The sequence below is a fragment of the Kribbella sp. NPDC055071 genome, from assembly GCF_053608045.1.
Genome location: NZ_JBSGUS010000009.1, coordinates 73,343 through 99,743, shown reverse-complemented (window position 1 = coordinate 99,743; position 26,401 = coordinate 73,343). Strand labels below are relative to the sequence as shown.

At 67.9% G+C, this 26,401-nt stretch carries 26 protein-coding genes and 1 pseudogene; 20 read left to right on the top strand and 7 right to left on the bottom strand.

Annotated features, from left to right (window positions below):
* Positions 1 to 378: 378 nt before the first annotated feature.
* Entirely contained in the window at positions 379 to 1,764 is a 1,386-nt protein-coding gene (locus ACWF4Z_RS16915) for a C40 family peptidase (RefSeq protein WP_452243971.1), read from the top strand.
* 35 nt (positions 1,765 to 1,799) lie between these two features.
* On the opposite strand, the gene ACWF4Z_RS16910 is transcribed toward ACWF4Z_RS16915, so the two are convergent.
* From ACWF4Z_RS16910 to ACWF4Z_RS16900, 3 genes are read right to left on the bottom strand one after another with little or no spacing between them, the layout of a single operon-like run.
* Entirely contained in the window at positions 1,800 to 2,501 is a 702-nt protein-coding gene (locus ACWF4Z_RS16910) for an SDR family oxidoreductase (RefSeq protein WP_452243970.1), read from the bottom strand.
* A gap of 48 nt (positions 2,502 to 2,549) precedes the next feature.
* Positions 2,550 to 3,440 carry a LysR family transcriptional regulator gene (locus tag ACWF4Z_RS16905; protein ID WP_452243969.1) on the bottom strand — a complete coding sequence of 297 codons (891 nt, stop codon included), beginning with the start codon at positions 3,438 to 3,440 and terminating at the stop codon, positions 2,550 to 2,552.
* 29 nt (positions 3,441 to 3,469) lie between these two features.
* Positions 3,470 to 4,435 (bottom strand): quinone oxidoreductase family protein, encoded by a 966-nt coding sequence (locus ACWF4Z_RS16900; RefSeq protein ID WP_452243968.1) that lies wholly within the window; start codon positions 4,433 to 4,435, stop codon positions 3,470 to 3,472.
* An 89-nt stretch (positions 4,436 to 4,524) separates the two neighbouring features.
* Here ACWF4Z_RS16900 and ACWF4Z_RS16895 point away from each other — a divergent pair, with 89 nt between their 5' ends.
* The gene (locus ACWF4Z_RS16895) at positions 4,525 to 4,959 is read left to right on the top strand and encodes a MarR family winged helix-turn-helix transcriptional regulator (RefSeq protein ID WP_452243967.1); all 435 of its coding nucleotides are present in this window, start codon (positions 4,525 to 4,527) and stop codon (positions 4,957 to 4,959) included.
* A gap of 265 nt (positions 4,960 to 5,224) precedes the next feature.
* Here the strand turns inward: ACWF4Z_RS16895 and ACWF4Z_RS16890 are convergent, their stop codons facing one another.
* Positions 5,225 to 5,722, bottom strand: coding sequence for an inorganic diphosphatase (locus ACWF4Z_RS16890; protein WP_452243966.1), 498 nt, complete (start codon positions 5,720 to 5,722; stop codon positions 5,225 to 5,227).
* A 50-nt stretch (positions 5,723 to 5,772) separates the two neighbouring features.
* Here ACWF4Z_RS16890 and dacB point away from each other — a divergent pair, with 50 nt between their 5' ends.
* From dacB to ACWF4Z_RS16820, 14 genes are all read left to right on the top strand, one after another.
* Positions 5,773 to 7,134 (top strand): D-alanyl-D-alanine carboxypeptidase/D-alanyl-D-alanine endopeptidase, encoded by a 1,362-nt coding sequence (dacB, locus tag ACWF4Z_RS16885; protein ID WP_452243965.1) that lies wholly within the window; start codon positions 5,773 to 5,775, stop codon positions 7,132 to 7,134.
* Between the two features lie 60 nt (positions 7,135 to 7,194).
* Positions 7,195 to 8,301, top strand: a complete 1,107-nt coding sequence (locus tag ACWF4Z_RS16880) for a zinc-dependent metalloprotease (RefSeq protein WP_452243964.1) — start codon at positions 7,195 to 7,197, stop codon at positions 8,299 to 8,301.
* Positions 8,294 to 9,364: a tRNA lysidine(34) synthetase TilS gene (gene tilS, locus ACWF4Z_RS16875; protein WP_452243963.1), complete on the top strand. Its 1,071-nt coding sequence runs from the start codon at positions 8,294 to 8,296 to the stop codon at positions 9,362 to 9,364. The genes ACWF4Z_RS16880 and tilS overlap by 8 nt, the downstream gene beginning before the upstream one ends.
* Before the next feature lie 4 nt (positions 9,365 to 9,368).
* Complete coding sequence (gene hpt, locus ACWF4Z_RS16870; protein WP_452243962.1) at positions 9,369 to 9,920, top strand: hypoxanthine phosphoribosyltransferase; 552 nt, start codon at positions 9,369 to 9,371, stop codon at positions 9,918 to 9,920.
* 184 nt (positions 9,921 to 10,104) lie between these two features.
* The gene (gene ftsH / locus ACWF4Z_RS16865) at positions 10,105 to 12,147 is read left to right on the top strand and encodes an ATP-dependent zinc metalloprotease FtsH (RefSeq protein ID WP_452243961.1); all 2,043 of its coding nucleotides are present in this window, start codon (positions 10,105 to 10,107) and stop codon (positions 12,145 to 12,147) included.
* A gap of 81 nt (positions 12,148 to 12,228) precedes the next feature.
* On the top strand, positions 12,229 to 12,801 hold the full coding sequence (gene folE / locus ACWF4Z_RS16860) for a GTP cyclohydrolase I FolE (protein ID WP_452243960.1): 573 nt from the start codon (positions 12,229 to 12,231) through the stop codon (positions 12,799 to 12,801).
* A gap of 143 nt (positions 12,802 to 12,944) precedes the next feature.
* A complete protein-coding gene (locus ACWF4Z_RS16855) occupies positions 12,945 to 14,138 on the top strand; it encodes a S1 family peptidase (protein WP_452243959.1) in 1,194 nt (397 codons plus the stop codon).
* A 288-nt stretch (positions 14,139 to 14,426) separates the two neighbouring features.
* On the top strand, positions 14,427 to 15,224 hold the full coding sequence (gene folP / locus ACWF4Z_RS16850; RefSeq protein ID WP_452244148.1) for a dihydropteroate synthase: 798 nt from the start codon (positions 14,427 to 14,429) through the stop codon (positions 15,222 to 15,224).
* Entirely contained in the window at positions 15,221 to 15,658 is a 438-nt protein-coding gene (locus ACWF4Z_RS16845; protein ID WP_452243958.1) for a nuclear transport factor 2 family protein, read from the top strand. Before folP ends, ACWF4Z_RS16845 begins: the two co-directional genes overlap by 4 nt.
* Positions 15,655 to 16,044: a dihydroneopterin aldolase gene (folB, locus tag ACWF4Z_RS16840; protein ID WP_452243957.1), complete on the top strand. Its 390-nt coding sequence runs from the start codon at positions 15,655 to 15,657 to the stop codon at positions 16,042 to 16,044. Before ACWF4Z_RS16845 ends, folB begins: the two co-directional genes overlap by 4 nt.
* Complete coding sequence (gene folK, locus ACWF4Z_RS16835) at positions 16,041 to 16,598, top strand: 2-amino-4-hydroxy-6-hydroxymethyldihydropteridine diphosphokinase (RefSeq protein WP_452243956.1); 558 nt, start codon at positions 16,041 to 16,043, stop codon at positions 16,596 to 16,598. Before folB ends, folK begins: the two co-directional genes overlap by 4 nt.
* Before the next feature lie 149 nt (positions 16,599 to 16,747).
* Positions 16,748 to 17,170 carry a DUF3180 domain-containing protein gene (locus tag ACWF4Z_RS16830; protein ID WP_452243955.1) on the top strand — a complete coding sequence of 141 codons (423 nt, stop codon included), beginning with the start codon at positions 16,748 to 16,750 and terminating at the stop codon, positions 17,168 to 17,170.
* 95 nt (positions 17,171 to 17,265) lie between these two features.
* A complete protein-coding gene (locus ACWF4Z_RS16825; RefSeq protein WP_452243954.1) occupies positions 17,266 to 17,622 on the top strand; it encodes a hypothetical protein in 357 nt (118 codons plus the stop codon).
* Between the two features lie 21 nt (positions 17,623 to 17,643).
* On the top strand, positions 17,644 to 18,423 hold the full coding sequence (locus tag ACWF4Z_RS16820; protein ID WP_452243953.1) for an inositol monophosphatase family protein: 780 nt from the start codon (positions 17,644 to 17,646) through the stop codon (positions 18,421 to 18,423).
* Here ACWF4Z_RS16820 and ACWF4Z_RS16815 read toward each other — a convergent pair.
* Positions 18,408 to 18,839 carry an Rrf2 family transcriptional regulator gene (locus tag ACWF4Z_RS16815; protein WP_452243952.1) on the bottom strand — a complete coding sequence of 144 codons (432 nt, stop codon included), beginning with the start codon at positions 18,837 to 18,839 and terminating at the stop codon, positions 18,408 to 18,410. The genes ACWF4Z_RS16820 and ACWF4Z_RS16815 overlap by 16 nt on opposite strands.
* A gap of 60 nt (positions 18,840 to 18,899) precedes the next feature.
* On the opposite strand from ACWF4Z_RS16815, the gene ACWF4Z_RS16810 reads away from it, so the two are divergent.
* A complete protein-coding gene (locus tag ACWF4Z_RS16810; protein ID WP_452243951.1) occupies positions 18,900 to 19,616 on the top strand; it encodes an NADPH-dependent F420 reductase in 717 nt (238 codons plus the stop codon).
* 46 nt (positions 19,617 to 19,662) lie between these two features.
* Here the strand turns inward: ACWF4Z_RS16810 and ACWF4Z_RS16805 are convergent, their stop codons facing one another.
* Complete coding sequence (locus tag ACWF4Z_RS16805) at positions 19,663 to 20,868, bottom strand: NADH-quinone oxidoreductase subunit D (protein WP_452243950.1); 1,206 nt, start codon at positions 20,866 to 20,868, stop codon at positions 19,663 to 19,665.
* 26 nt (positions 20,869 to 20,894) lie between these two features.
* On the opposite strand from ACWF4Z_RS16805, the gene ACWF4Z_RS16800 reads away from it, so the two are divergent.
* Entirely contained in the window at positions 20,895 to 21,383 is a 489-nt protein-coding gene (locus ACWF4Z_RS16800; RefSeq protein ID WP_452243949.1) for a PH domain-containing protein, read from the top strand.
* Positions 21,380 to 22,831, top strand: coding sequence for a PH domain-containing protein (locus ACWF4Z_RS16795; protein WP_452243948.1), 1,452 nt, complete (start codon positions 21,380 to 21,382; stop codon positions 22,829 to 22,831). Before ACWF4Z_RS16800 ends, ACWF4Z_RS16795 begins: the two co-directional genes overlap by 4 nt.
* A 107-nt stretch (positions 22,832 to 22,938) precedes the next feature.
* On the opposite strand, the pseudogene ACWF4Z_RS16790 reads toward ACWF4Z_RS16795, so the two are convergent.
* Positions 22,939 to 23,571: pseudogene (locus ACWF4Z_RS16790) on the bottom strand (SAM-dependent methyltransferase); the annotation flags it as partial.
* Between the two features lie 44 nt (positions 23,572 to 23,615).
* On the opposite strand from ACWF4Z_RS16790, the gene ACWF4Z_RS16785 reads away from it, so the two are divergent.
* Positions 23,616 to 26,399 carry an AAA family ATPase gene (locus tag ACWF4Z_RS16785; RefSeq protein ID WP_452243947.1) on the top strand — a complete coding sequence of 928 codons (2,784 nt, stop codon included), beginning with the start codon at positions 23,616 to 23,618 and terminating at the stop codon, positions 26,397 to 26,399.
* Positions 26,400 to 26,401: the final 2 nt, after the last annotated feature.

Here is a 26,401-nt window from a genome sequence, read left to right as displayed (position 1 = left end):
CGGAGGCGGCGACAAGACAGCTGCCGCGAAGCGGGGTCCGTTGCGCCCGCGACACCACAGTCCTTCCGCGAGGTCCGGCCGCAACCGCAGTCGTTCTGTGCGGACCGGCTGAGGGGCGGGGCTGTGGTCTTCGTCCCGGTGTAGGCGGCGAGGGACGGGCACCGCGGAGCGGTGTTCGGTTGGGTGTGGATTCTGGGGGTCGGGAATTACAAGCTTGTAGTTTGTCAAGTCGACACGCAGGTGCAACAAAGTTACTTGTGGGAATAGTGTTCCCAATGGGGCTGAGGGCAACTAGTGTCACGTATGTGGTCCACGAGGACCAAAAGCACCACGAACCCTGGGGAAGGGGTTCGTGATCGGCGGAAGGAAACGATTCCGATGCGGACCCCCTCGCGGGCTACATCCGGCGGACGGATCGGGAGCACGGGGAAGACCGGCAGAGTGTTGCTCTCCGGAGTGCTCGCGGTCTGTTTGGCCGGCTCCATTGCCGTCCAACCGATCCAGGCCGACGCGGCCAAGCCGAAGCCCCCGGTCATCCCCTCCAAGGCCGCCGTCGAGCGGGCCAAGCAGGCCGCGCTGTCGAAGGCAGGGCAGGTTGCCGCGATCGAGCAACAGTTGGCCGCGGCGAACGCGCGACTCGAGCAGCTCGGAATCCAGTCCGGTATCGCGGACGAGGCCTACAACGGCGCGGTCTACAAGTTGCAGCAGGCAAAGATCGCGGCGGCCGACGCGGCGTCGCGGGCGGCCAAGGCGCAGGAGACCCTGACTACGCAGCAGCAGCAGATCGGCCGGTTCGCGGCGGCGTCGTTCCAAGGGGGTGGCGAGCTGGCGAGGGTCGCGCCGCTGATCACCGCGGACGGACCGCAGCAGATGCTGGACTCGGCCGGCACGGAACACACGGTGTCGACCGCGATGCAGGCGTCGTACCTGCGCTACACGGCGACGCAGGTGGTCACGAACCTGTTCAAGATCCAGGCCAACCAGGCATTGGTCAAGGTGAAGCAAGCGACCGACGAGGCCGCCAAGGCGAAGAAGGCGGCCGAGGAGGCCGAGGCCGCTCAGGCTGCCGCGGTGACGGCGATGGCCGCGCAACGACAGAAGTCGATCGCCCAACTCGCCGTACTGCAGAACACGTCGATTCAGGTGGCCGACCAGCGGCAACGGGGGCTCGAGGAGCTTGCGCGACAACGAGCCGCCGAACTCGCCGCCCGGAAGGCCGCGGAGCTGAAACGGCGGATCGCCGCGCGGGAGGCCGCGGAGGCGGCCGAGCGGGCGCGCGAGGAGCAAGAAGCCCGTGACCAGGCGAAGAAGAACCACGGCAAGCCGCCGAAGCGCCACACGCCGGACCGTGACAACGGCAACGACAACGGCAACAACAGTGGTGGCTCGAGCAGTGGACACAGCGGCTCGGCCGCGGTCGACTTCGCGCTGTCGCAGCTCGGCGACATGTATCTGTGGGGCGGCACCGGACCTTCACGCTGGGACTGCTCGGGACTGATGATGGGCGCGTGGAAGCGGGCCGGAGTCCAGCTGCCGCACTACAGCGCCGCGCAGTACGAGCAGATCCGGCACATCCAGGAGGACGACCTCCGGCCCGGCGACCTCATCTTCTGGGCGCTCGATCCGAACGACCCGGCGACCATCCACCACGTCGCGATGTACATCGGCGGCGGGCGGATGATTCACGCGCCCCGGACCGGCAAGCCGGTCCAGATCGACAGCGTCTACTACTGGATCCCACCGAACTTCTTCGGCCGCCCCTGAGCCGTCGAGTTGCCTGGGTCGTCAACCCGCCAAAGCTAAACGAGCCGGTGTCCGCCGTCGGCGTGGAGGACCGTGCCAGTGATGAATCCGTTGCGTAGCAAGGCGATGATCGCGTCCGCGATGTCCTGGGTCCGGCCGATCCGGCCGGCCGGGAGGCGGGCCGCCATCGCGGCCAGGGTGTCCGCGGTCGCGTCGCCGGCGACGTCCTGCCAGATCGGCGTGTCCACCCAGCCGGGTGACACGACGTTGACCCGGATCGGTGCCAGCTCGACCGCGAGTGCCGCGGCGAGCGACGCGAGGCCGCCGTTGAGTGCCGCGAGCAACGATGCGCGCGGACCCGGCCGGTACGCCGCGATCCCGGACGTGAACACGATCGAGCCGCCGGGCTCCAGCAGCGATGCGCCGTGTTTGGCCAGTAAGAGCGGGCCGAACAGTTTGGACTCGACCGCGGATCGGGCCGCGTTCACGTCGTACTCGCTGATCGGCTGGTAGGCGCCGCCGACGTCGGCGGCGGTGGTGACGATGTGGCTGACCTTGCCGGTGGTCGCGAAGAGGCGCTCGATGTCGCTCTCGATACCGATGTCCATGGCAACGGTTCGTACGCCGAGCTCGCGGTGAACTGTGTCGAGTTTGGCCGTCGAGCGTCCGGCAATCGTCACTTCGCTGCCTTGGGCAACCAGTTCGGCGGCCAAGGCCCGGCCCATGCCGGAGCTGCCGCCGACGATGACTACGTGCACTGAGAAACTCCTTGTGTGATTGGTGTTTCGAGCCAATCACCGGGGAGGTCAGTCCGCCACGACTTGTTGCCTAACCACCGTTAGTCCGGGGCTAACAGTCATGGCCCGGAGCACCGGGTTGCGAGAGTCGGTCCGCCAGACCGCGGCGTACCGGGCGATCAGGGGCTGGCCCTTCAAGGCGCGCCAGACGATGTCGGGGGTGGCCGCGCGGCGTGAGCCGAGGCTGATCGCGGACCGGCGGACGAGGAGCGCGGAGCGGAGCTGGGAGTGGCTCATGCTGATCTCGCTGAGCTGGATGCCGCTGCCGAGGCGGCTGAGGGTCTCGTCATGGAACTCCGGTGCCGCGGCGCGAGGGATCCAGATCAGCTCGAGTCCGGCCAGGTCGTCGAGGGTGAGCTCGGTGCTGGCCGCGAGGGGATGGGTCGCAGTGAGGAGTACGCCGAGCTCCTCGGCGGCGAGGTGCTCGGAGGTGATTGCTGGGGGCAACGTCAAGGGTGTGCGGACCAGACCGAGGTCGATCTCGCCGGCGGTGAGCATCCGGAGTTGGTCGGTCGTGGTGCCGGCCTCGAGCGTCACTGTGCTGTTCGGGAAGCGTTCGGTGGCGAGTTGCTCGAGGGCGGCGGGAAGCCAGCCGGGGATGCCGTTGAGGAGGCCGAGGCGGAGAACGGGTTCGTCCAGGCCGGCGGCCCGGCGCGTGTCCTTCAGCGCCAGGCCGGCCGCCTGGATCGTCTCCCGTGCTCTGGCCAGGAAGACCTGTCCGGCCGGGGTGAGCTCGACACCGCGGCTGTGCCGGATCAAGAGCGTCGTACCGACCTCGCGTTCGAGCTGTTTGATCTGCTGACTGAGGGTCGGGGTGGAGATGTAGAGGCGCTCCGCGGCGCGGCTGAAATGGAGCTCTTCCGCCACGCTCACGAAGTACCGCATCTGCCTCAGCTCCACCCGCCGATGTTATCCGGCGGATGCCGGATTCAGGGGGTAGCGACGAGGCGGCCGAGGTTGCTGCGGGCATCGAGTGTTTCGTGGATGCGGGCGACCTCGGCGAGTGGATAGGTGGCGTCGACGATCGGCCGGAGTTCGCCGTTCTGCCAGCGGCGGGTGACCTCGGCAATGTCGGCGCGAGCTCCGTCCGGGCGGGCCTGCTGCCAGCCGTTCCACGAGACACCGATGACGGATTTGAGGCCGAAGAGCCGCATCGCGGGGACCACGGGCAGCTCGGTGGAGATCGCGCCGTACGTGACCATCGTGCCGAGGGGTGCGAGCAGGTCCAGACCTTCGTTGAAGACCTTGCCGCCGACCGAATCAAGGATCGTGTCGACGCCGTCGGGGGCGAGTTCGTTGACGCGGGCGGGCCAGGCGGGGTCGGTCAGGTCGACGGCTTCGGCGCCGAGGTCGCGGATGAAGTCGAGTCGGTGCGGGGAGGACGCCGTACCGATGATCGTCTTCGGCGCGAAGGACTTGGCCAGTTGGACGGCGAGGTGGCCGACGGTGCCGGCCGCGGACTGGATCAGGACGCTGCCGCCGGCCGGTACCCGGCCCGCTGTGAGCAGGCGGAGGGCGAGCGGGGCGGTCAGCGACATCATCGAGGCTTCGCCGGGGTCGGCGTCCTCCGGGATCGGAGCGAGGAAGGCGGCGTCGGCGACGGCGAAGTCGGCGAAAGCGTCCTCGGTCAGGGCCGAAACTCGTCGGCCGACCTCGATGCCGGGCGGTACGCCGGGACCGACCTTGACGATCCGGCCGACGACATCTCCGGTCAGCGTGCCGGGCAGCGGACGGTCCCAGGCGGATCCGCCGCGGCGCAGCACGGTGTCGATGGCGTTGGCACCGATCGCTTCGGCCTCGATCAGGACCTGGCCGTCGGCGGGTTCGGGGACGGGTACGTCGTCGAGTCTGAGAACCTCGGGGCCACCGTGCTGGTGGAAGCGCACTGCGCGCATACGTGTCTCCATGAGTTCGTGGGTGTAACAAATAATGGGTAAGTCCCACGATAATTCATGCCGGGGTCACTGCCAATAGAGTTGATCGGGTGAAGAAGTCACCGACGCATCGTCTGTCCGACCGGGTGCTGTGGGCGCTGGGGCGGACCAGCCAGCAGTCGATGCGGCTGATCCGGCAGCACATGACGGCGGCCGGCGTGCGGACCCTGCACTACCACGTCCTGGTGAGCCTGGCCGACGACGGCGAAGGGGCTCAGGCCACGCTCGCCGATCGCATCGCGCTGGATCGCAGCGATCTGGTCACGCTGCTGGACGAGCTCGAGGAACTGAAGTACGTCGAACGCCGGGTCGACCCCACCGACCGCCGCCGCAAGATAGTCGCCATCACCCCGGCCGGCGAAAAGCAGGTGGCCGCAATGGACCTTTTGATCCACGCAGCCGAAGAAGAACTCCTCGAACCCCTGGACGCCGACGAGCGCAAAACGCTACTCGACCTCCTCAACCGACTCTCCCCGAGCGGATAAGAGAAGGAACAGAGAAAGAGAGGATTCAGAGAGGGATCGGGGCTGCCGAGGACCAGTCATTGCGTGAGCAGGTCGCCAGGCCATCACAATCCAGGGTGCCGGTTGCGGTTAGGCGTGACTCGCCTGCTGGGCGACGATTGTGATGGCCTGGCGGTCGGGGCGCGGCTGCTTTGAATGCCCGTCGCCACCATGACGCTGACCCCCGCCAGGCACCCAGCCCGCTCTCTGCCTTCGAAGTCGGCTGAAGAGTGCGCTTGGTTTGTGGTTAGTCCTGGTGGGTTTCGGACTTGATCAGGCGTTCGAAGGAGGCGGTGATTTCGGCTTCGGCGTCGGAGCGGCCTACCCAGGTGGCGCCTTCGACGGACTTGCCGGGCTCCAGGTCCTTGTAGACCTCGAAGAAGTGCTGGATCTCGAGGCGGTCGAACTCCGGGACGTGGTGGATGTCGCGCAGGTGCTCCTGGCGCGGGTCGCCGGCGGGGACGCAGAGGACCTTGTCGTCCGGGCCCTTCTCGTCGGTCATCCGGAACATGCCGATCGCGCGGGCGCGGATCAGGCAGCCGGGGAACGTCGGCTCCGGGAGCAGGACCAGTGCGTCCAGGGGGTCGCCGTCCTGGCCCAGGGTGTCCTCGATGAAGCCGTAGTCGGACGGGTACTGGGTGGACGTGAAGAGGGTCCGGTCCAGCCGCAACCGGCCCGACTTGTGGTCCACCTCGTACTTGTTGCGGGTGCCCTTGGGGATCTCGATGAAGACGTCGAACTCCATACGGCAGATACTGTCACGGTTCCGACCGACCGAATGACAGGAGCAAGCAGGTGGCTCGTCCTCCCCGTGCGGTGTTCGTCACGCTGCTCGCCACGGTTCTCTGTACGAGCCTGGTGAGCGGTGCACGCGCCGTACCCGGATCACTACAGACAGCCCCGCAGGCTCCAGTCGTGCTGCCCCCCGCCAAGGCCGAGGGAGTCGCCCCCACCCCGGCCGGCCTCCAGAAAGCGCTGACCGCGATTCTGAAGGACGCGTCCCTCGGCAAGCACCGCGCTGTCTATGTGTACGACGCCTCCCGCGGCAAGGTGGTGTTGTCCGTCGGTGGCGCCTCGACGTACGTCCCCGCCTCCACACTCAAGCTCCTGACGACGGTGTCGGCTTTGGAGACGCTCGGCCCGGAGCACACGTTCACCACGAAGACGGTGAGCGCAGCCAAGGGCTCGCTCATTCTGGTCGGCGGCGGCGACCCACTGCTCACCGCCCAGCGGTCGAGCAATCCCAACGACTATCCGACCCGGGCATCGCTTCAGGACCTCGCAGCGAGTACGGCGAAGGCCCTGAAGGCGCAGGGCGTGAGCGCAGTCACTCTCGGGTACGACGCCTCCCTCTTCACCGGACCGGCGATCAACAAGAACTGGGAAGCGAATTACGTCCCCGAAGGCATCGCCGCACCCACGTCCGCGTTGTGGGTGAACGAAGGACGCATTGCGCCGGGTATGGCCAAGCGGGCGACCTCGCCGGCACAGGCCGCGGCCACTGCCTTTGCCACCCAACTACGCGCGCTCGGTATCAAGGTGGCGCCGACCGTGGCGCCTGCGCTCGCTCGCTCCACGGCCACGCCCGTCGCCCAGGTGAAGTCGCCGACAGTCGGGCAGATCGTCGAGTACGTGAACCTGCACAGCGACAACGACGGTGCCGAGGTCCTGCAGCGGCACGTCGGCATCGCGACCAAGAACGGCGGTTCGTTCGCCGGTGGAGTCGCCGGCGTCCGCGAGACCCTCACCAAACTCGGCCTGGACGTCAGCAAGGCGAAGATCTTCGACGGTAGCGGCCTGACGCGAGCCAACCACGTCCCGCCGGACCTGCTGGCCGGTGCGATCAGAGTGGCGGCGTCACCCGAGCACCCGGAGCTACGGCACCTGCTGACCGGTCTGCCGATCGCTGGGTTCTCAGGCAGCCTGGAAGAGCGCTTCACGGCTGCTGGTACCAGCACGGGCACCGGACTGGTCCGCGCGAAGACCGGAACGCTCACGAACGTGCACAGCCTGGCCGGACTGGCCCGTGACCGCACCGGCACACTGCTGGTGTTCGCCGTGATGACCGACAGCGTCCTGGTCCCGCAGACTCTCAATGCCAGAGCCACCCTCGACCGGGCTACTGCGATCCTCGCGAACTGCGGCTGCAGCGGCTGACCTGCCCTGGATCTGTGCTGACAGGGCGCGCAGGTTGTGACATGCGACTAGGGTCGGGATATGAGTACGGCGGACGGTGGGACTGAAGGCCGAGTCATGACCGAGATGGTCGACTGGCAGCTGGCGACCGGAGTGGCGCGGAAGTTGCTGCGCCCCGGCCCCGCGGTCAGCCGCTCCGAGGCTGACCAGGTGGTGGCTGAGCTGCGGCAGTTCGCCGCGGACTCCGAGCAGCACGTACGAGAGTTCACCGGACTGCAGGCCACCTCGGCCACAGCGCCGGTGGTGATCGTGGACCGGCCCGGTTGGGTGCAGGCGAACGCGGACGGCTTCCGGACCGTGCTGCAGCCGCTCGCCGACAAGCTGCGGGAGAAGGCAGAGCGGACCGCTGGGCTGTCGTCGGCAGTCGGTTCACGCGTGACGGCGATCGAGGCCGGCGCACTGCTCGCTTTCCTGTCTTCTCGCGTGCTGGGTCAGTTCGACCCGTTCTACCCGGCTGAGCCGGACCCGGATCGCCCTGGCCTGACCGGCCGGCTCCTGCTGGTGGCGCCGAACGTGATGCAGGTCGAGTCCGAGCTGGGCGTCGTACCGCGGGACTTCAGGTTGTGGGTCTGCCTGCACGAGGAGACGCACCGCGTGCAGTTCACCGCCGTCCCGTGGTTGCGCGACCACCTGCGGTCGGAGATCGCGCTCTTCCTGGACCAGGCCGAGCTGGACGCTTCGGCGTACGCGGCCATGTTCCGCGAGGCGGTGCAGCGGCTGGGCCGGTCGGTGCGCGGTGAGGTCGAGCTGAGCCTGATGGACCTGATGCAGTCGCCGGAGCAGCGCGCGGTGCTCGACCGGCTGACCGCGGTGATGTCGTTGCTGGAGGGCCATGCGGACTTCGTGATGGACGGGGTCGGGCCGTCGGTGATTCCGTCGGTGGAGCACATCCGGTCCAAGTTCACCTCACGGCGTCAGAGCGGCAACCCGGTGGACCAGCTGCTCAAGCGTTTGCTCGGACTGGACGCGAAGCTGCGGCAGTACAAGGACGGCGCCGCGTTCGTCCGCCGCGTCGTGGACCAGGTCGGCATGGACGGGTTCAACCGGGTGTGGACCGGGCCGAACACGTTGCCGACCAAGAACGAGATCGCCAACCCGGATGCCTGGGTCGCCCGACTCCATGGCTGAGGCTGCGGGCCAGGCTGCCGAGGTGGAGCAGCCGACCAAGCGCACCGCGGACGAGCTCGTGGAGGACCGGAGAGGCAAGCTGCACCCTGCTGTCGCGCGGACGCGCGAGGCGGTCCGCGGCATGCTCACCGAGCTGCCGAAAGGTACGACTGTCCTGGTCGCCTGCTCGGGTGGCACGGATTCGCTCGCACTGGCCGCGGCGACCGCGTTCGAAGCGCCCAAGCTGGGCCTGCGAGCCGGTGCGGTCATCGTCGACCACGGTCTGCAGGCTGAGTCCGCGCAAGTCGCGGAGACGGCTGCAGTGCAGTGCCGGAAGCTCGGACTCGATCCGGTCCTGGTGCGCGCCGTTGAGGTTGGCTCCGAAGGCGGTCCGGAAGGCGCTGCCCGATCAGCCCGGTACGACGCTCTCCGCGACGCAGCCGATGAGCTCGGGGCGGACGTCGTACTGCTGGCGCACACTCGGGACGACCAGGCCGAGACTGTTCTGCTCGGGCTCGGGCGCGGTTCAGGGGCTCGGTCGCTGGCCGGGATGGCTCCCGTGGCCGGACTCCTCCGACGTCCCTTTCTGGAAACCCCGCGCGCCACCACAGCCGCCGCCTGCATCGCCTCGGGGCTCCGGCCGTGGCACGACCCACACAACGACGACCCGCAGTACACGCGGGTCCGCGTGCGGCATGAGGTGATCCCGGTGCTCGAAGAGGCGCTCGGCCCCGGAGTGGTCGAAGCACTGGCCCGTACGGCGGGATTGCTGCGGGCGGACGCGGATGCGCTCGACATGCTCGCTGCGGACCTCGCCGAGACCGCGCTCCGTCGTACCGAGGACGACGTGCTCTGTGACATCGGGATGGTCGAGGCCGAGCCTGACGCCGTACGGACCAGGGTCCTGCGGCAGGCCGCGCTGGAGGCGGGCTGCCGGGCCACCGACCTGACCGCCGGACACATCGCCGCCGTCGACGCGCTGGTGACGGACTGGCGCGGCCAGCGCTGGATCGACCTACCACAAGGGATCCGAGCCGCACGCCGAGGCGAATGCATCGTCTTCGGCTCTGATGTGTCAGGCTGAGCACGTGGATGCCGCGGACATCGAGAAGGACTTGACCAAGGTCCATTACACCGAGGACCAGATCCTGGCGAAGCTGCAGGAGCTGGCCGGGCGGATCGAGCAGGACTACGAGGGCAAGGACCTCCTGCTGGTCGGCGTGCTGCGGGGTGCGGTGATGGTGATGGCCGACCTGGCCAGGATGTTCAGCCGGCACGTCGAGATGGACTGGATGGCCATCTCGTCGTACGGCTCGGGCACCAAGTCGTCGGGCGTGGTCCGGATCCAGAAGGACCTGGACACCGACATCACCAACCGGCACGTGCTGATCGTCGAGGACATCATCGACACCGGGCTCACGCTGAGCTGGCTGGTCAGCAACCTGGAGTCACGGATGCCCGCCTCGCTGGAGCTCTGCACGGCGTTCGTGAAGCCGGGCGCGGCCAAGATGCGGGTCCCGGTGAAGTACGTCGGGCTCGACCTGCCGGACGAGTTCGTGGTCGGCTACGGGCTCGACTACGCGGAGAAGTACCGCAACCTGCGCTGCGTAGCCACGCTGGCGCCACACGTCTACTCCTAAGACCTCTGTGATCCGGACCTTCGGGCAGACTTGGTGACAGCCTGTACAACGGGTCGTACCGTCCATTCGTGACCCTCGTGCTGTGTTGTCTTGTGCGACACGAGACACTTGGACTGGTGTTACCGTCTCAAGCCCGCATTCCCGGGCCTGCCGAGCTAGGAGGGACGGGGCGTAGGCCTCGATCATGGACGTGAAGCGCATCTTCCGCGGACCCCTGTTCTGGATTGTCATCGCCTTCCTGGGCGTACTGGTGATCGGACAGCTCCTGACCGGCTCGACCGGGTACAAGACCGAGCCCACCGGCCAGGTCGTCCAGCTGATCAAGCAAGCGACGGACGCGCCGGCCGGTGAGAAGGTCATCAAGACGGTCACGCTGATCGACCCCGACCAAGAGATCCGGATCGAGAAAACCGACGGGACCAAGGTCCGGGCGAATTGGGTGGACGGCCAGGGCAACACCCTCGGCACCTCCCTGCAGGACCTCTTCCAGAGCGGCAAGATCGAGCGGTACGACGTCCAGAACCCCAAGCCCAGCTTCATCGGGCAGGTCTTCTCGACGCTGATCCCGTTCCTGCTGATCGCGGTCGTGTTCATCTTCTTGATGAATTCCATGCAAGGCGGTGGATCGCGGGTGATGAGCTTCGCGAAGTCCAAGGCCAAGCTGATCACCAAGGACACGCCGAAGACGACGTTCGCCGATGTCGCCGGGTGCGACGAGGCGATCGAGGAGCTCGGCGAGATCAAGGAGTTTCTGCAGGAGCCGGGCAAGTTCCAGGCGGTCGGGGCGAAGATCCCGAAGGGCGTCCTGCTCTACGGCCAGCCCGGTACCGGTAAGACCCTGCTGGCCCGTGCGGTCGCCGGTGAGGCCGGTGTGCCGTTCTACTCGATCTCCGGTTCGGACTTCGTCGAGATGTTCGTCGGTGTCGGTGCCTCCCGGGTCCGGGACCTGTTCGAGCAGGCCAAGACGAATGCCCCGGCGATCGTGTTCATCGACGAGATCGACGCCGTCGGCCGCCACCGTGGTGCGGGCCTCGGCGGTGGTCACGACGAGCGCGAGCAGACGCTGAACCAGCTGCTGGTCGAGATGGACGGCTTCGACGTTCGCGGCGGTGTCATCCTGATCGCCGCCACCAACCGGCCCGACGTGCTCGACCCCGCCCTGCTGCGGCCGGGCCGCTTCGACCGGCAGATCGCGGTCGACGCGCCGGACCTGCCGGGTCGCGAGCAGATCCTGAAGGTGCACGCCCGCGGCAAGCCGATGTCCCAGGACGTCGACCTGCGCGCCGTGGCCCGTCGTACGCCGGGCTTCACCGGTGCCGACCTGGCCAACGTGCTGAACGAGGCGGCCCTGCTGACCGCCCGGTCGAACCTGCAGATGATCGACAACCACATGCTCGACGAGGCGATCGACCGCGTCATCGCCGGCCCGCAGCGCCGGACCCGGCTGATGTCGGACAAGGAGAAGGTGCTCACCGCGTACCACGAGGGCGGCCACGCCCTGGTCGCGGCCGCGCTGCCGCACTCCGACCCGGTGCAGAAGGTGACGATCCTGCCGCGTGGCCGGGCGCTCGGCTACACGATGGTGATGCCGGACGAGGACAAGTACTCGACCACCCGGTCGGAGATGCTGGACAAGCTGGCCTACATGCTCGGTGGCCGCGCCGCCGAGGAGATGGTCTTCCACGACCCGACCACGGGTGCGAGCAACGACATCGAGAAGGCGTCGGCGCTGGCCCGGGCGATGGTCACGCAGTACGGCATGACCGAGCGGCTGGGCGCGATCAAGTTCGGCTCGGACGGCAGCGAGCCGTTCCTGGGCCGTGACTTCGGCAGCCAGCGGAACTACTCCGAGGAGATCGCGGCCGCGGTCGACGAGGAGGTCGGCAAGCTGATCCTGAACGCGCACCAGGAGGCCTTCGACATCCTGGTCGACAACCGCGTGGTGCTGGATCACTTGGTCGAGGAGCTCCTGGAGAAGGAGACCCTGGACAAGAACCAGATCGCCCGGATCTTCGAGCCCGTGATCATGCGGGACCGGCGGCCGGCCTGGACGGGTTCGTCCACCCGGGTGCCGTCGGACCAGCCGCCGGTGATGCCGGTGCCGACGCGGGCCGAGCAGAACGGGTCGCTCCAGGACGTACTGCCGGGCGGCGTGGTCGGCCCGGACGAGTCCATCAAGCCGCCGAACTACGGCAGCGGCCCGACGCCGCCCGCCTCGAACGACTGACGAACGACTGACGCTGACCGAAGCGCCGCCACCCCACCCGGGTGGCGGCGCTTTTGGTAAGTGGTCTCCTACAGTGGCGAGATGACGTCGCCGAACTTCGACTACGCGCGGGCTGAGCGGGCCGTCCGCGAGCTGCTGATCGCTATCGGGGAGGACCCCGACCGCGACGGGCTGCGGGACACTCCGGCTCGCGTGGCCCGTGCGTACGCCGAAATGGCCGGGGGACTGGGGCAGCGGGCCGAGGACGTCCTCACCTCGACGTTCGACATCGGGCACGACGAGATGGTCCTGGTGAAGGACATCGAGGTCTGGAGCCTGTGTGAGCACCATCTGGTCCCGTTCACCGGGGTCGCGCACGTCGGGTACATCCCCAGCCGGGACGGCCGGATCACCGGGCTGTCGAAGCTGGCCAGGCTGGTCGACGTGTACGCGAAACGGCCGCAGGTCCAGGAACGATTGACCACTCAGGTCGCGGATTCGCTGGTCGAGCTGCTCGAACCTCGCGGCGTGATCGTCGTGATCGAGTGCGAACACCTCTGCATGACCATGCGTGGCGTCCGCAAACCGGGCGCCCGGACCATCACTTCCACGGTCCGGGGTCAGCTCCGGAATCCGGCGACCCGCGCGGAGGCGATGAGCCTGATCGTGGGTTAGACACACCCTGGCCGTAGCCCCGGGCCTGGTGACGTCGTTGACGTTTGAGAGAAAACAACTGTGGACATTCTGTCGCTGAGCGTTTACTTTCCGTAGTGGTGGTCGGTCGACGGGGACCGAGCGCCGACGTGAGGAGGACAGGGATGTCGGGGCGTTTCCGGGTCGGAGCCGCACTAGCCGGGGTCGTCGTGCTGACGACCGGTGGTTTGGTAGCGGCCAATTGGGCCACCGCGGACACGCGGACCAAGACGACCCAGCAGAAGGCCACTGGCCAGAAATCAACTGGCCAGCAGACGACTGGGCAGCAGTCCGGAGCGGTTGGGAAGGTGACCGGGCGGTCGCCACTGGTCGCAGAGGCGCTGGAGACGCGGCTCGGATCGGATGCGGGTGTGGTCGGGAGCTACTACGACGACTCCGGTGCCCTGGTCGTCTCGGTGTCGGACTCTGCGGCCGCTGAGCTGGTCCGCCAGGCCGGCGCGATCCCGCGACTGGTCCGCTTCACGATCAGCCAGCTGAACGCCGTACAGGACGAGCTGAACAACCTGGCCAAGGACTCCAGCGCCGGCAAGGTCCGGTCCTGGTACGTCGATCCCGTCTCGGGCACTGTGGTCGTCTCTGTGCCCAGGGGGGCCGACGACTCGATCACCCGGCGGTTCCTGGCCCGCGCCGAGGCCAAGGGCGACAAGGTGAGCGTCCGCAGGGTCGTGGGCAGGGTGACGACGACCGCTGACGACTTCAGCCTGCGCGGCGGAGTCCAGGTCGACAAGAACACCGGATACATCTGCTCGCTCGGCTTCAACGCGCGGACCACCAAGGGCAACCCGATCTTCCTCACCGCCGGACATTGCACGGCGGGCAAGCCGTCGTTCTCCCGGAACGGTTATGTGCTCGGCAACACCTACAGTTCGAGCTTCCCGGGTCACGACTTCGGGGCGGTCGGTGTGATCGAGGGCTGGGACCAGCAGGGGTATGTCGAGGGTTGGGGAGCCGGGAACATCGCGGTCAAGGGGCTTGCGAACCAGACGGTTGGTTCCGAGCTGTGCAAGTCGGGCAAGAGCACCGGCTGGACCTGCGGGAAGATCGTCGCCCGGAATGTGACGGTCAACTACGGCAACAACCGGATCGTCCGCGGGCTGTTCCAGCACACCGCGTGTGTCGAGGCCGGTGACTCCGGTGGCGCCAACATGACCGGCAACTACGCCGAGGGCATCACCAGTGGTGCGGCGCTCATCAACGGCCAGTGCCTGGAGAAGTCCGGTCAGACCAACGAGTCCTACGCCCAGCCCATCGCCGAAGCCCTCCAAGGCACCGGCTCCCGCCTCATCCTCAGCAACTGATCCCCTCCCTCCCCGCACACTCCCAGCCCACCTCGCCGATTTGGTTGGCTGACCCACCAATTTGGCTGGTCCACCCATGCAGTTAGGGGTTTGTGACCCGGGACGTGGGTCACACACCCCCGATTTGGTGGGGCGGCCAGGCAAATCGGGGTTGTCCGGTCGGGCGGTGAGTGGCGGGTTGGTTGGGGCAGGGGGTGGGTTGGGGGTGGGGGCCACTACGGTGGTCGGGTGAATGTTGGGGCGTGGGGTCACGTGGACGGGCTGCCGGTGCTGGATCGGTGTCTCGTGATGGGTGTTGTCAACGTGACTCCGGACTCGTTCTCCGATGGTGGTGAGTGGTTCGAGCCGTCCGCGGCGATCAAACACGGGCGTGAACTGCTGGCCGAGGGCGCCGATTTGCTCGACGTCGGCGGGGAGTCGACGCGGCCGGGTGCCGAGCGGCCCGCGCCCGCGGAGGAGATCCGCCGCGTTCTCCCGGTGATCGAGACGCTCGCCGCCGAAGGCGCGCTGATCTCGGTCGACACCATGCGGTCCGGCGTCGCCGAGCTCGCCCTCGACGCCGGCGCGACGATGATCAACGACGTCTCCGGCGGCCAGGCCGATCCGGACATGCTTGCGCTCGTGGCAGAACGCCGTACGCCGTATCTGTGCATGCACTGGCGCGGACACTCGATCGACATGCAGAACAGGGCCGAGTACGACGACGTGGTCGCCGAGGTGATCGCCGAGCTCGGTGCACGCCTCGAGGCGATCAGCGCTGCCGGTGTGGATCTGCAGAAGGTCGCGATCGACCCAGGACTCGGTTTCGCGAAGAACGCCGGCCACAACTGGGAGATCCTGCGCAGGTTGCGGGAATTCGCCGTACTGGAACGGCCGTTGTTGATCGGTGCGTCCCGGAAGACGTTCCTCGGTAGGCTGCTCGCCGACGAGCAGACCGGTGAACCCAGGCCGGCCGTACGACGAGATGACGCGAGCGCGGCCGTATCCGCCCTGGCCGCCGCGGCGGGAGCCTGGTGTGTCCGGGCCCACGCGGTGGCGCCCCATGCGGACGCGGTCCGGGTGGCGAAGAGATGGGGAGAGGTATGACGGGTCACGCCACGGTCGAGGACGTCGTGCTGATCGCGAACACCGCGTTCTACAACGCCTTCGAGGCCGGTGACCTGGATCTGATGGCGGCGGTCTGGCTGCCGGAGCCCGACCCGGTCTGCATCCATCCGGGCAACGCGGCGATCTCCGGGTACGCCGAGATGATGCGGGCCTGGGCGATGATCTTCGCGAACACGCCGTACATCCAGTTCTTCCTGACCGATGTGCAGGTCCGTGTGGATGAAGACGTGGCATACGTCACGTGTACGGAGAATGTCCTGTCGTCGGGTGAGGGTGCGCCCGAAGAGGGATTCGCGGGTGGCAAGGCGCTGGCCACGAACGTTTTCCGCAGAACTTCCTCCGGCTGGCGGTTGTGGATCCACCATGCCTCCCCGGTACTGTCGTCTGGGGGCCGACAGGAGGAGGCGGAATGACCGGTCCCGCAACGACCTCTGACGTGATCGAGATCCGGGGTATCCGGGGTTTCGGGCGTCATGGCGTCTTCGAGCACGAGCGCACCGACGGGCAGGAGTTCATCGTCGACGTTCGCCTCGAGCTGGACACCCGGTCCGCTGCGGCCTCCGACGACCTGGCCGACACCGTGAACTACGGGGTGGTGGCCGAGCAGGTGCACGCCGCGATCGAGAACGATCCGGTCGACCTGATCGAGACCCTCGCCCAGCGCATCGCGGACGTGTGCCTCGCCGACCGGCGGGTGACCGCGACCGCGGTGACGATCCACAAACCCTCGGCACCGATCAAGGTGCCGTTCGACGACGTTGTCCTGACCGTGCAGCGCAGAGCCGGAGAATCCTCGTGACTGAGACCCCAAGTCCCCACGTCATCGACGCGGACACCCTGAGCGGAGGCCTCAAGCCCATCCGCCAGGTGATCCTGTCGCTCGGTAGCAATCTCGGCGACCGTGAGGCCAACCTGCAGGGCGCGGTCGATGCGCTGCGGGACACCCCGGATGTCGTGGTGGTCGACGTCTCGCCGATCTACGAGACCGAGCCGATCGGCGGTCCCGACGAGTCCGGTCCGTACCTGAACGTCGTACTGCTCGCTGACACGACGCTGCCGGTGGACCTGTTGCTGGACCGCGCGCACGCGATCGAGCAGGCGTTCGGCCGGGAGCGCAGTGTGCCGGGCGCGCCGCGGACGCTGGACGTCGACCTGATCACCTACGGCCAGAAGACGATCGAGTCCGAGGAGCTGACGGTTCCGCACCCGCGGGCGCACGAGCGTGCGTTCGTGCTCGCGCCGTGGCTCGACATCGAGCCCGACGCGGTGCTGCCGGGGCGCGGTCCCGTCACGGAGCTGCTCGCCAAGGTCGGCACGGACGGCGTGACCAAGCTCGACCTCGAGCTGCAGTAGTGGCATCCGGCGGTCCGGATCCGGGCCAGGCGCCTGGCCCAGAGTCAGGCAGAGAGTCGGGCAGAGAGCCAGGCAGAGGGTCCGGCGGGCAGCCTGGCAAGGAGCCGCGACCCGGCTCGGTCCGGCCGACCTCGCGCCGGCTGTTGATCGTGATCGGCGTTCTCGGTGCGGCGGTCGGCGTGACCATGGTCAAGGCGATCGAGTCCGGCGGCGGTGTGGCGCCGGCGGTCTCCTGGCTGACCCTGGTCGCCTGGGGATTCCTGGCCGCGCTGCTGTTCGCCGCGGCCCGCAACACCCATCAGCGGATCCAGGTCCGGCGGGAGCGGATGGAGCCGTCGCGCGCGGTCTTCCTGCTGCTGATCGGGAAGGCGAGCGCGTTCGTCGGCGCGTTGTGTACCGGTGTGTACGCAGGGTTCGCGTTATCCTTCCTGCAGGCGGTGGGCTCGTCCGGACCGCGGAACAGGGTGATCATGGCCGGTGCCGCGGCGGTGGTCTCGGTGCTGGTCGTCACGGCCGGATTGTTGCTCGAACGCGCGTGTCGCATTCCCGAGGACCCCGACGAGACCCCCTAACATGGCGACCCATGGGGTCAAGGGGTAGCCGCCGTCGAACCAGGACCACCGTCCTCACCGTCGCCAATGGTCTGCTGATCGTTGTGTGCCTGGGTGTGAGCGTCGCTCTGTTCACCCAGAACGCCTGGATTCTCAGGGCTGCCGCGGTGGCCGCCGTGCTGGTCGCGATCGCGGCCACGGTGCTGTTCCGGCACCAGCTGCTGGTCGAACGCCTGGCCCACTCCGACGAGCGGGCGCACGTGGCCCAGGAGTACTCGCGCATCACCAGCGCCCGCGTGGTCGAGAACGCCGAGTTCGTGGACCTGATGCAACGCCGCCTCGACAAGATCGACGCCCGGCTGGACAAGATCGACGAAGAGGTCGCCACGGTCGTTGCCGCAGGCGACAAACATTCGCAGGCCGATGCCCCAACAGTTGTGGACCTCAAGCTGCGAGGCCTCGCCGCGTCCTAGCCGCCCTGTAGGTTCTGGGGTGTGGATCTCGCGAAGCTGCTGAAGGTTGCCGAAGCCGCCGTCGATCGTGGCCGGACGGTGACGGATACGCGTGGCCCGGGGGAGCTCACGTTCAAGGGCGACCGGGACATGGCCTCCGAGGTCGACTATGCGGTGGAGCGGGCCGTCCGGGAGTTCCTGGGCCGGGAGACGCCGGAGATCGCCATCCAGGGCGAGGAAGAGGGCGGCGCCACCGAAGGCGATCGGTGGGTGCTCGACCCGATCGACGGGACGGTGAACTTCATCCACGGCATGCCACTGTGGGCGATCTCGCTCGGGTTGGTCGTCGACGACCGTGCCGCGGCCGGCGTGATCGACCACCCGGCGCTCGGGACCAGGTACGTCGGAGCCGACGGGCTCGGCGCGTTCCGGGACGGGCAGCGGATCCGTGGGAGCGAGTGCACCGACCTTCGCTCGGCGCTCGTGGCGATCGGGGACTTCGGGGTCGGCGAGGCGGCCTCGGACAATGCGATCCGGAGCGCGTTCGCCCAACTGCTGGTGCCGCGGGTGCAGCGGCTGCGCATGCTCGGCGCGGCGACCGCGGCGCTGACCTTCGCCGCCAACGGGTTCCTGGACGCGATGGTCCTGTACTCCAACAAACCGTGGGACACCATGGCCGGCGCGGCCATCTGCCGGGAGGCCGGACTCGAGGTTCTCGACCTCGACGGCTCTCCCCACTCAACAGCCTCACGCGGCATCGTCGTCGCCGCCCCCGCCCTGGCCGAACCGTTCCTCGACCTGATCGCTCAGTCCGGCCTCTGACCCACGACCGCGTCGAGGGCTTCGGCCAGCGTCTGACCTGCGAGTACGGCGGCGATCGCGGCGGCAGCCTCGTCGTTCAGCCGGTCGAAGTAGTCGTTGGCCCGCAGCGCCGCGGGATGGTCGCCGACCTCCGGACGAGACTCCCAGACCGGTTTGTCGCATCCAGAAGCCTGATAGACATCCCAGAGGGTGATCCCGGCCTCATCCCGCGCTAGCCGGACACCGCCGTTGCGCCCGCGGACGGTCTCGATCAGCCCGGCCTGGAACAGCGGGGTGAGGAGTGCACGGATCAGGCTCGGATTGGCCCGCAGGCACTCGCCTAACTGCGCTGAGCTGACCAGTGGCTCGCCCTTCCGAACGGCATTGCCCAGCAGCAGCATCGCCTGCAGCGCGGTCGTGAATCGTAGATCCGCCATCTCCGCCGTCCGAGTTAATATGTATGGTTGTAACGTACATATTAACTCGAGGAGGAACGCATGGCGACACTGGGCATCATCGGAAGCGGGAACATCGGGACCGCGCTGGCCAAGCTGGCGGTCGCAGCGGGGATCGACGTCGTACTCGCCAACTCGCGCGGGCCGGAGAGCTTGCGGGAGAAAGCGGCGGAGCTGGGCGTCCGGGCCGGCACGGCCGTCGAGGCAGCCGAGGCCGGGGACTGGGTCGTGGTCACGATCCCGCTGTTCGCGTACGCCGAGATCCCGGTCGAACCGCTGGTGGGCAAGGTCGTGATCGACACGATGAACTACTACCCGTTCCGGGACGGCCGGCTCGAAGAGCTTGACGCTGAGACGATCACGGCGGCCGAGCTGCTGCAGCGGCACCTGCCGCGATCCCACACGGTCAAGGCGTTCAACAACATCAACGCGCAGACGATCCCGATCTTGGCCCGGCCTACCGATGCCGCAGACCGGAGTGCGTTGCCGATCGCGGGTGACGATGCCGACGCGAAGGCCGTAGCCGCAACCCTGATCGACGCGTTGGGGTACGACGTCGTCGACGCTGGTCCGTTGACCGAGAGCTGGCGCTTCGAGGCGGAGACGCCCGCCTACGTCACGCCGTACATGTCGAAGGTCAGCACCTCCGAGGAGCGAGCCGCCGGCCACAACGACCCAGGCAAGCCCCTCGCCGCCACCGCCCTGAAAGCCCTACTGGACAACGCCCACCGCCCACCCGTAGCAGACAGAACGTTCTGACCCACCCACCCCACCCCTAACCGCCGGAGGCCGGATCCGGGGCTTGTTATTTGTCGATGTCGCCGACGACGAAGAACATGCTGCCGAGGATGGCGATCATGTCGGGGATCATGGTGCCGGGGAGGAGGGCGGGCAGGACCGAGATGTTGTTGAAGCTGGCTGAGCGGAGTTTGAGGCGCCACGGGGTTTTGTCGCCGCGGGAGACCAAGTAGTAGCCGTTGATGCCCAGGGGGCTTTCGGTCCAGGCGTAGGTCTGGCCTTCGGGGACCTTCAGGATCTTCGGCAGCCGGACGTTGATCGGGCCGGCCGGCAGGGTGGAGAGCTTGTCCAGGCAGGCGTCGACGAGGTCGAGCGAGACCTTCACCTGCTCGAGCAGTACGGCGAAGCGCCCGAAACAATCCCCGTCGGTCCGGCTGACGATCCGGAGTACGCCGTCGTGCTGCAACTCGTCGTACGCGAGATAGGGCTCGTCGCGGCGGAGGTCCGCGTCGACGCCGGAGGCGCGGGCGATCGGGCCGGAGACGCCGTACTGGGCGATCAGCTCGGGGGAGAGCTTGCCGACGCCGACCGTGCGGGCGCGGAAGATCTCGTTGCCCAGGATGATGTTCTCGATGTCGGGCAGGCGTTTGCGGACCGCGGCCGAAGCAGCGGAGGCGCGGCCGAGCCAGCCGTACGGCAGGTCTTCCTTCAGTCCTCCGACCCGGTTGAACATGTAGTGCATCCGGCCGCCGGACAGCTCCTCCATCCCGGCCTGGATCGTCTCCCGCTCGCGGAACGCGTAGAAGACCGGCGTGATCGCGCCGAGCTCGAGTGGGTACGAGCCGAGGAACATCAGGTGGTTGAGGATCCGATTGAGCTCGGCCAGCAAGGTGCGCAGCCAGACAGCCCGGACCGGGACCTCCAGGCCCATCATCCGCTCGACCGCGAGCACGACACCGAGCTCGTTGGCGAACGCGGACAGCCAGTCGTGCCGGTTCGCCAGCACGATGATCTGCCGGTAGTCGCGAACCTCGAACAGCTTCTCGGCGCCGCGGTGCATGTAGCCGATGATGGGCTCGCAGCCGACGATCCGCTCGCCGTCCAGCGTCAGCCGCAGCCGCAGGACGCCGTGCGTCGCCGGGTGCTGAGGACCGATGTTGAGCACCATGTCGGAGGTCGCAAGCTCGGAGCCCGCTCCGGTCCCACCCCGCTCGTAGGCAGGGTCGAATCCGGCCGCTCCCGCGCCGACACCGACCACCTTTTCCACGCTCATGACCCCTATCGTGACAGGCTGGCCCTGTGGATGACCTCTTCGCACCCTCGGATGTCAGCTGGACGCCGGTCTCGCCGCAGCTGGCCTCGGTCCGCCGGGTGACCGCGTCGATCCTGGCCGGCGTCACCGCGGTCGTGCTGCTGTCCGTGCTCGGGCTGACGCTCGGCTGGCTGTACGGCGTTCTCGCGGTGATCGTGATCGCGATCCTCTTCGCCTGGGCCTGGATCCTGATCGGCCGCAACCAGCGGTCCTGGAAGTACGCCGAACGCGAGGACGAGCTGATGGTCAGCCACGGCATCCTGTTCCGCGAGCTGGTCGTCGTACCGTACGGGCGGATGCAGTTCGTCGACGTGGCCGCCGGACCGCTGGAGCGTGCGTACGGGATCGCGACCGTGGAGCTGCACACCGCGACGCCCGCGACGGACGCCAAGATCCCCGGGCTGCACCCGGACGAGGCGGCCCGGCTGCGTGACCGGCTCTCCGCCCTCGGGCAGGCGCAGGCGTGGGGCCTGTGACCGAGTCGGCTCCTGGACCCTCTTCTCGGCAGACCGCCGTCGTCGAGCAGGCGGGGGCGCGGCTGCATCCGCTGACCCCGTTCGTGAAGGGCTGGGGCTGGTTCGTCGCCGCGGCGATCGCGGGCGCTCAGCAGCTGGCGAACGACGCGGACCTCCGCCACAACCTGAAGCTGGTCGGTCTCGTGCTGATCGCTGTCCTGATCGGCGGCATCCTGCTCGGGACGCTGTCGTGGTGGTTCACCAAATGGCAGCTGACCGACGACGCGATCCGGGTGGACAGTGGGTTCCTCTTCCGCCGGACTCGGATCATCCGGTTCGACCGGATCCAGGCGATCGACGTAGGACAACCGCTCGTGGCGCGACTGTTCGGCATGGCCGAGCTACGGATGGACGTGGCCGGCGGTGGCAAGAGCGACGGCAAGCTGAGCTATTTCCGATACGACGAGGCACAGCGGCTGCGCACCACGCTCTTGGTCCGGGCCAAGGGCAATGAGACCACGACCGAGCAGCACGAGCAGGTGGAGCAGGCTGAGGCCGAGGCAGCGCCGCTGCTGGTGGTTCCGACCGGTCGGCTGCTCGGGGCGACGCTGCTGTCGTCCACAGTCGTCGGTAGCGTCGGCGCCCTGTTCTGGCTGATCGTCGGAGCCGTGGTGTTCGACTTCCAGATCGGCCTGGTCGCGGGCATCGTGCCCGCGCTGGGTGTGTTGCAGCCGATCTGGAAGCAGGTCGTCGGCAACCACGGGTTCACGCTGTCGGAGACCAGCCACGGGCTGCGGACCAAGCGCGGCCTGTTCGACATCCAGCGACAGACCATTCCGCCCGGCCGTGTACAGGGCCTGCTGATCAACGAGCCGCTGATCTGGCGGCTGCTCGGCTGGGCGCGGGTCGAGCTGGACATCGCGGGCATCGCCGGCCAGAAGGAAGACGGCGACGACGAGCGGGAGGGCGCGCAGTTGCTCCCCGTCGGCGATCGCGAAGAGGTTGCGTACGTCCTCAACCAGATCCTCCCCGGCTTCGACCTCCGTGCCATCCAGCTGCACGTTGCACCCGAACGCGCGAAGTGGCTGCGTCCGATCGGCTGGCGCTACCTGACGTACGGCGTCGACGACCAGGTCATGGTGACCACGCGCGGCTGGGTGAATCGTCGTACGTCGGTCGTCCTGCACCACAAGACTCAGTCGGTCCGCCTCAAGCAGGGGCCGATCCAGCGCCGCCTTCGCCTTGCTGACGTCCATGTCGACACCCCACTGGGACCGACCGACGCGATCGCCTTGCACCGCGACCAGGACGATGCTGCGGCGCTGGTGCAGGCTCAGGCCGACAGAGCGCGTGAGGCACGCCGTTCGGCGTCCGCGCCGACCGCGGTCCAGACCCAGCCGAACCCACCGAGCCCAGAGGGGTCCAGCAACTCGGCGGCTTCGCCGGCGGACGACAACTCGGCCAGGTAGCGCATTGCGTCCGTCTGAGCCAGCTCGAGGCTCGGACGGGTCGCACTGACCCCCAAAGCCCGCAAGGCGTCCCGCTGCGACACAAGCGATCCGCCCAGCGAGTCCAACGCCACGTGCGCGGTCACATCGCACGAGCCGTCCAGCACAGGGTCACACTCACGTCCGCCCCGAAAGCCAGTCACAGTCCCGTACGGCGGACGCCCGGCCCGCACATGCCCGTAGTCGATCGCCACCGCGACCGCACCGTCCGTTAGGCGACCGACTACCTCACCCCACGCCTCGTCCCGGGCCAGACCGATCTCACCCCGGTCGCCAGGCTCACCGGACCACCACTGCCGCAGCCACTCCAGGTCATTGCCCTGGACAACGTCACCTGGCGTCAGGTCCGCGGACAGATAATGCGGTGTGCCGTCGTCGTCCCACTCCACGAGCTCGCACGGGACGTTGTCGAGCCACTCGTTGGCAATGACCAGGCCGCTCAGTGTGGAAGGCAGCTCGTCGTCCAGCTCGATCTCGACCACTGTGAGTCCCTCATCGCGCAAGACCTTGCCGAGCTCTCCGGATCCGGCGCCGATGTCCACCACCTGGTCAGCGGCGACCGCACGGGCCAGTCGGGCGATCGCCTGGCCGAACAGCGGTGACGCGTGCACCGACGTACGGAAGTGTGCGGCCGGTCGCTCGCGCCGGTAGAACCCGTCCGGCCCGTACAGGGCGTCGTACCAAGCGGTCCGGAAAGTCATAAGCACCATTCATGAACTCGAAGAGATTCTAGGATGAGGACATCATGGCGAACCTTCCCGAGCAGCTCGCGGTCCTCTTCACCGGGCAGGCCGTCTTCGACGTCGTCAGCCGGCAGCCACCGTTCGTGGTGTCGCAGGAGTGGCTGGACGCGACGAAGGCCCGCATCGCCGAGCTGACCGACCGCCCCGACCTGAGTACGGTCACCGCGAAGAACACCACCTTCAAGCAGGGCACTCCGGTCCTGGTGGACACGTTCTACTGGGCGTTCCGGACGCTGTGGCCGCCGGTGGGGATTCTGACGGGCGCCGCCCGCAACCTGCACCTCTTGCTCGTCGAGGACCACCTGCTCGAGCCGATCAGCTCCGACAACGGCCTCACCAACTGGCGAGAGACCGGTGCGACCTTCGCGCTGCCGTTCGCGCTGGTGAAGGGTGAGGGCCAGGAGGAAGTGATCAGGTTCGTCCGGGAGGCGATGGACCTGCTCGCCGGCATCCCCGGCCTCGAGGCCAGGCGTACGGCGCTCAGCACGATCCTGGACCGCATCCTGGCCGACCCCGAGCTTCTCGAAGCCCACCGGACCCAGTCGCGGAGTGTGCTGACGCGACGGTGGTCCGACGAGTTCACCGACAACGAGGTGCGGGCGCCGTTCCCCGACATGTCCGGCAATCCGTTGGACGTGCTGGTGTGGGGGATGGATCGGCTGCGGACGTCGTACGACGCGATCTCGGCCGCGACCCCGGAGTCGGAGCGACCGTTCGCCGAGGAGATCGCCGGGCTGGTGCGTCAGATCGGCCGCACCGATCTGCCGGCCGGTCTGTCCTTCACCGTGCTGGGTCCGGCCGGGACGGCGGAAGTGCAGCGAGCGCTCGACAAGACGAAGGCCAAGATCGACACGGACGAGTGGCGACGCCGGCGGCAGGCCTGGCTCAACCGTGCGGTCGAGGCCGGGGCGGCGTTCGAAGCCCGGGAGTGGCTCGCGGCGAATTTTCTGGTCGGAGCGGTCCTGAACGGTTTGCCGGACAAGCCCAAGTCGTCGAGCGAGCTGCATCTGGTCGGAGGCTTCCTCCGGGGGATGCGCGACGTGTATGCCCACCGGTCCCGATCCAGTGCGGCCGGCGCCGACGGAGCCGGACCTGATCAGCAGCAGGGCGAGCCTGGCGTGGCCACCGATCCAGTGGCCGAGTTGGACGCGATGATCGGCCTGGGCCCGGTGAAGACCCGGGTCCACGAGCTGGTTGCCGAGGCCAAGCTGGCCAAGCTCCGGGCCGACGCCGGGCTGCGGTTGCCGAAACCCATGGGGCACCTGGTCTTCAGCGGCAACCCGGGGACCGGCAAGACCACCGTCGCCCGGATGCTCGGTCAGATCTACCGTGACCTGGGCATGCTCTCGTCCGGTCATCTGATCGAGGTCGGCCGGTCCGATCTGGTCGGCGAATACATCGGCCAGACCGGACCGAGGGTGACCGAGCTGGTGCAGCGAGCGCTGGGCGGCGTCCTGTTCATCGACGAGGCGTACGCGCTGGTCAACCAATCGGGCCGCGACTTCGGGCGCGAGGCGATCGCCACGCTGATCAAGCTGATGGAGACGCACCGCGACAATCTGGTCGTCGTGATGGCCGGATACCCCAACGAGATGTACAACCTGCTCGACAGCAACCCGGGACTGCGCTCGCGGTTCCGCAGCTTCCTCAACTTCCCGGACTTCCTCGACACCGAGCTGCACCAGATCTTCCTGTCGGCTGCGGCCGACGTGGGTTTCGAGGTGAGCCCGGAGGTCTCCGAGACCGTGCTCGCGATCCTGCGGAAGATCCCGCGCGCTCCGGGGTTCGGCAATGCCCGGGCGGTCCGGTCGTACCTGGAGCAGATCGCCACCAAGCAGGCGGTCCGGCTGGCGGCGGTGGAGTCGCCGAGTATGGACGACGTACGGCGTCTGGAGCTTGCCGACATCCCCGCAGTCGCCGCCGGCGGTCTGGGCGACCTGGGACGGCATGAGAACCCGCGTGCGGAGCTCGCCTCGATGATCGGACTGACCGAGGTGAAGGCGACGGTCGAGCGGCTCGCCGCGGAGGCTGCCGCGGACGTGTTGCGGGCGAAGGCCGGGATGCCGCCGGCCGAACGGTCCCGACACATGATGTTCGTCGGCAACCCGGGAACCGGAAAGACCTCCGTGGCGCGGCTGCTCGCCGAGATCTACCGCGACCTCGGTCTGCTCGGAGCGGGTCAGCTGATCGAGACCACCGGCAACGAGCTTGTCGGTGAGAGCTATGGCAAGACCGCGCCGATTGTCCGCAAGCTAGTGGACCAGGCGCTCGGCGGAGTGCTGTTCATCGACGAGGCGTATGTCCTGGCCGATCTGAGCGACTACGGGCTGGACGCGATCGCCACGCTGATCAAGGCGATGGAGGATCATCGCGACGATCTCGTCGTCGTCCTGGCCGGGTATACCGAGCCGATGGAGAAGTTGTTCGCCGCGAACAGCGGTTTGAAGTCACGGGTGCCGACGACGGTCGTCTTCCCGGACTACTCGTTGCCGGAGCTGCAGGAGATCTTCGCCCACCTCACTCGCAAGGCCGGCTACCTGCTGGCCGACGGAGTCCTGGATCGGGTCGGGCGGTTGCTGGACGGCGCTCGTACGAAGGAAGCCTTCGGCAACGGGCGCGACGTACGGAATCTGTTCGAGGAGACGGTGTCCCGGCAGGCGGTCCGGATCACTGCGCTCACCGATCCGGATGTCGAGCGGGTCCGCCAGCTGACACTCGAGGATCTACCGACGGACTGGCGGCCGAGCGAGAAGATCGTGTCGATCGGCTTCCAGGTCACCAAGTAGCG

Coding starts and splice junctions, on each gene's coding strand:
- ACWF4Z_RS16915 (WP_452243971.1), top strand. CDS start 379: ATGCGGACCCCCTCGCGGGCTACATCCGGCGGACGGATCGGGAGCACG.
- ACWF4Z_RS16900 (WP_452243968.1), bottom strand. CDS start 4,435: ATGCGCGCAGTGCGCTTCCACCAGCACGGTGGCCCCGAGGTTCTCAGA.
- ACWF4Z_RS16890 (WP_452243966.1), bottom strand. CDS start 5,722: ATGGAGTTCGACGTCTTCATCGAGATCCCCAAGGGCACCCGCAACAAG.
- ACWF4Z_RS16880 (WP_452243964.1), top strand. CDS start 7,195: ATGAGTACGGCGGACGGTGGGACTGAAGGCCGAGTCATGACCGAGATG.
- tilS (WP_452243963.1), top strand. CDS start 8,294: ATGGCTGAGGCTGCGGGCCAGGCTGCCGAGGTGGAGCAGCCGACCAAG.
- ftsH (WP_452243961.1), top strand. CDS start 10,105: ATGGACGTGAAGCGCATCTTCCGCGGACCCCTGTTCTGGATTGTCATC.
- folE (WP_452243960.1), top strand. CDS start 12,229: ATGACGTCGCCGAACTTCGACTACGCGCGGGCTGAGCGGGCCGTCCGC.
- ACWF4Z_RS16855 (WP_452243959.1), top strand. CDS start 12,945: ATGTCGGGGCGTTTCCGGGTCGGAGCCGCACTAGCCGGGGTCGTCGTG.
- folP (WP_452244148.1), top strand. CDS start 14,427: ATGGGTGTTGTCAACGTGACTCCGGACTCGTTCTCCGATGGTGGTGAG.
- ACWF4Z_RS16845 (WP_452243958.1), top strand. CDS start 15,221: ATGACGGGTCACGCCACGGTCGAGGACGTCGTGCTGATCGCGAACACC.
- folB (WP_452243957.1), top strand. CDS start 15,655: ATGACCGGTCCCGCAACGACCTCTGACGTGATCGAGATCCGGGGTATC.
- ACWF4Z_RS16815 (WP_452243952.1), bottom strand. CDS start 18,839: ATGGCGGATCTACGATTCACGACCGCGCTGCAGGCGATGCTGCTGCTG.
- ACWF4Z_RS16810 (WP_452243951.1), top strand. CDS start 18,900: ATGGCGACACTGGGCATCATCGGAAGCGGGAACATCGGGACCGCGCTG.
- ACWF4Z_RS16805 (WP_452243950.1), bottom strand. CDS start 20,868: ATGAGCGTGGAAAAGGTGGTCGGTGTCGGCGCGGGAGCGGCCGGATTC.
- ACWF4Z_RS16785 (WP_452243947.1), top strand. CDS start 23,616: ATGGCGAACCTTCCCGAGCAGCTCGCGGTCCTCTTCACCGGGCAGGCC.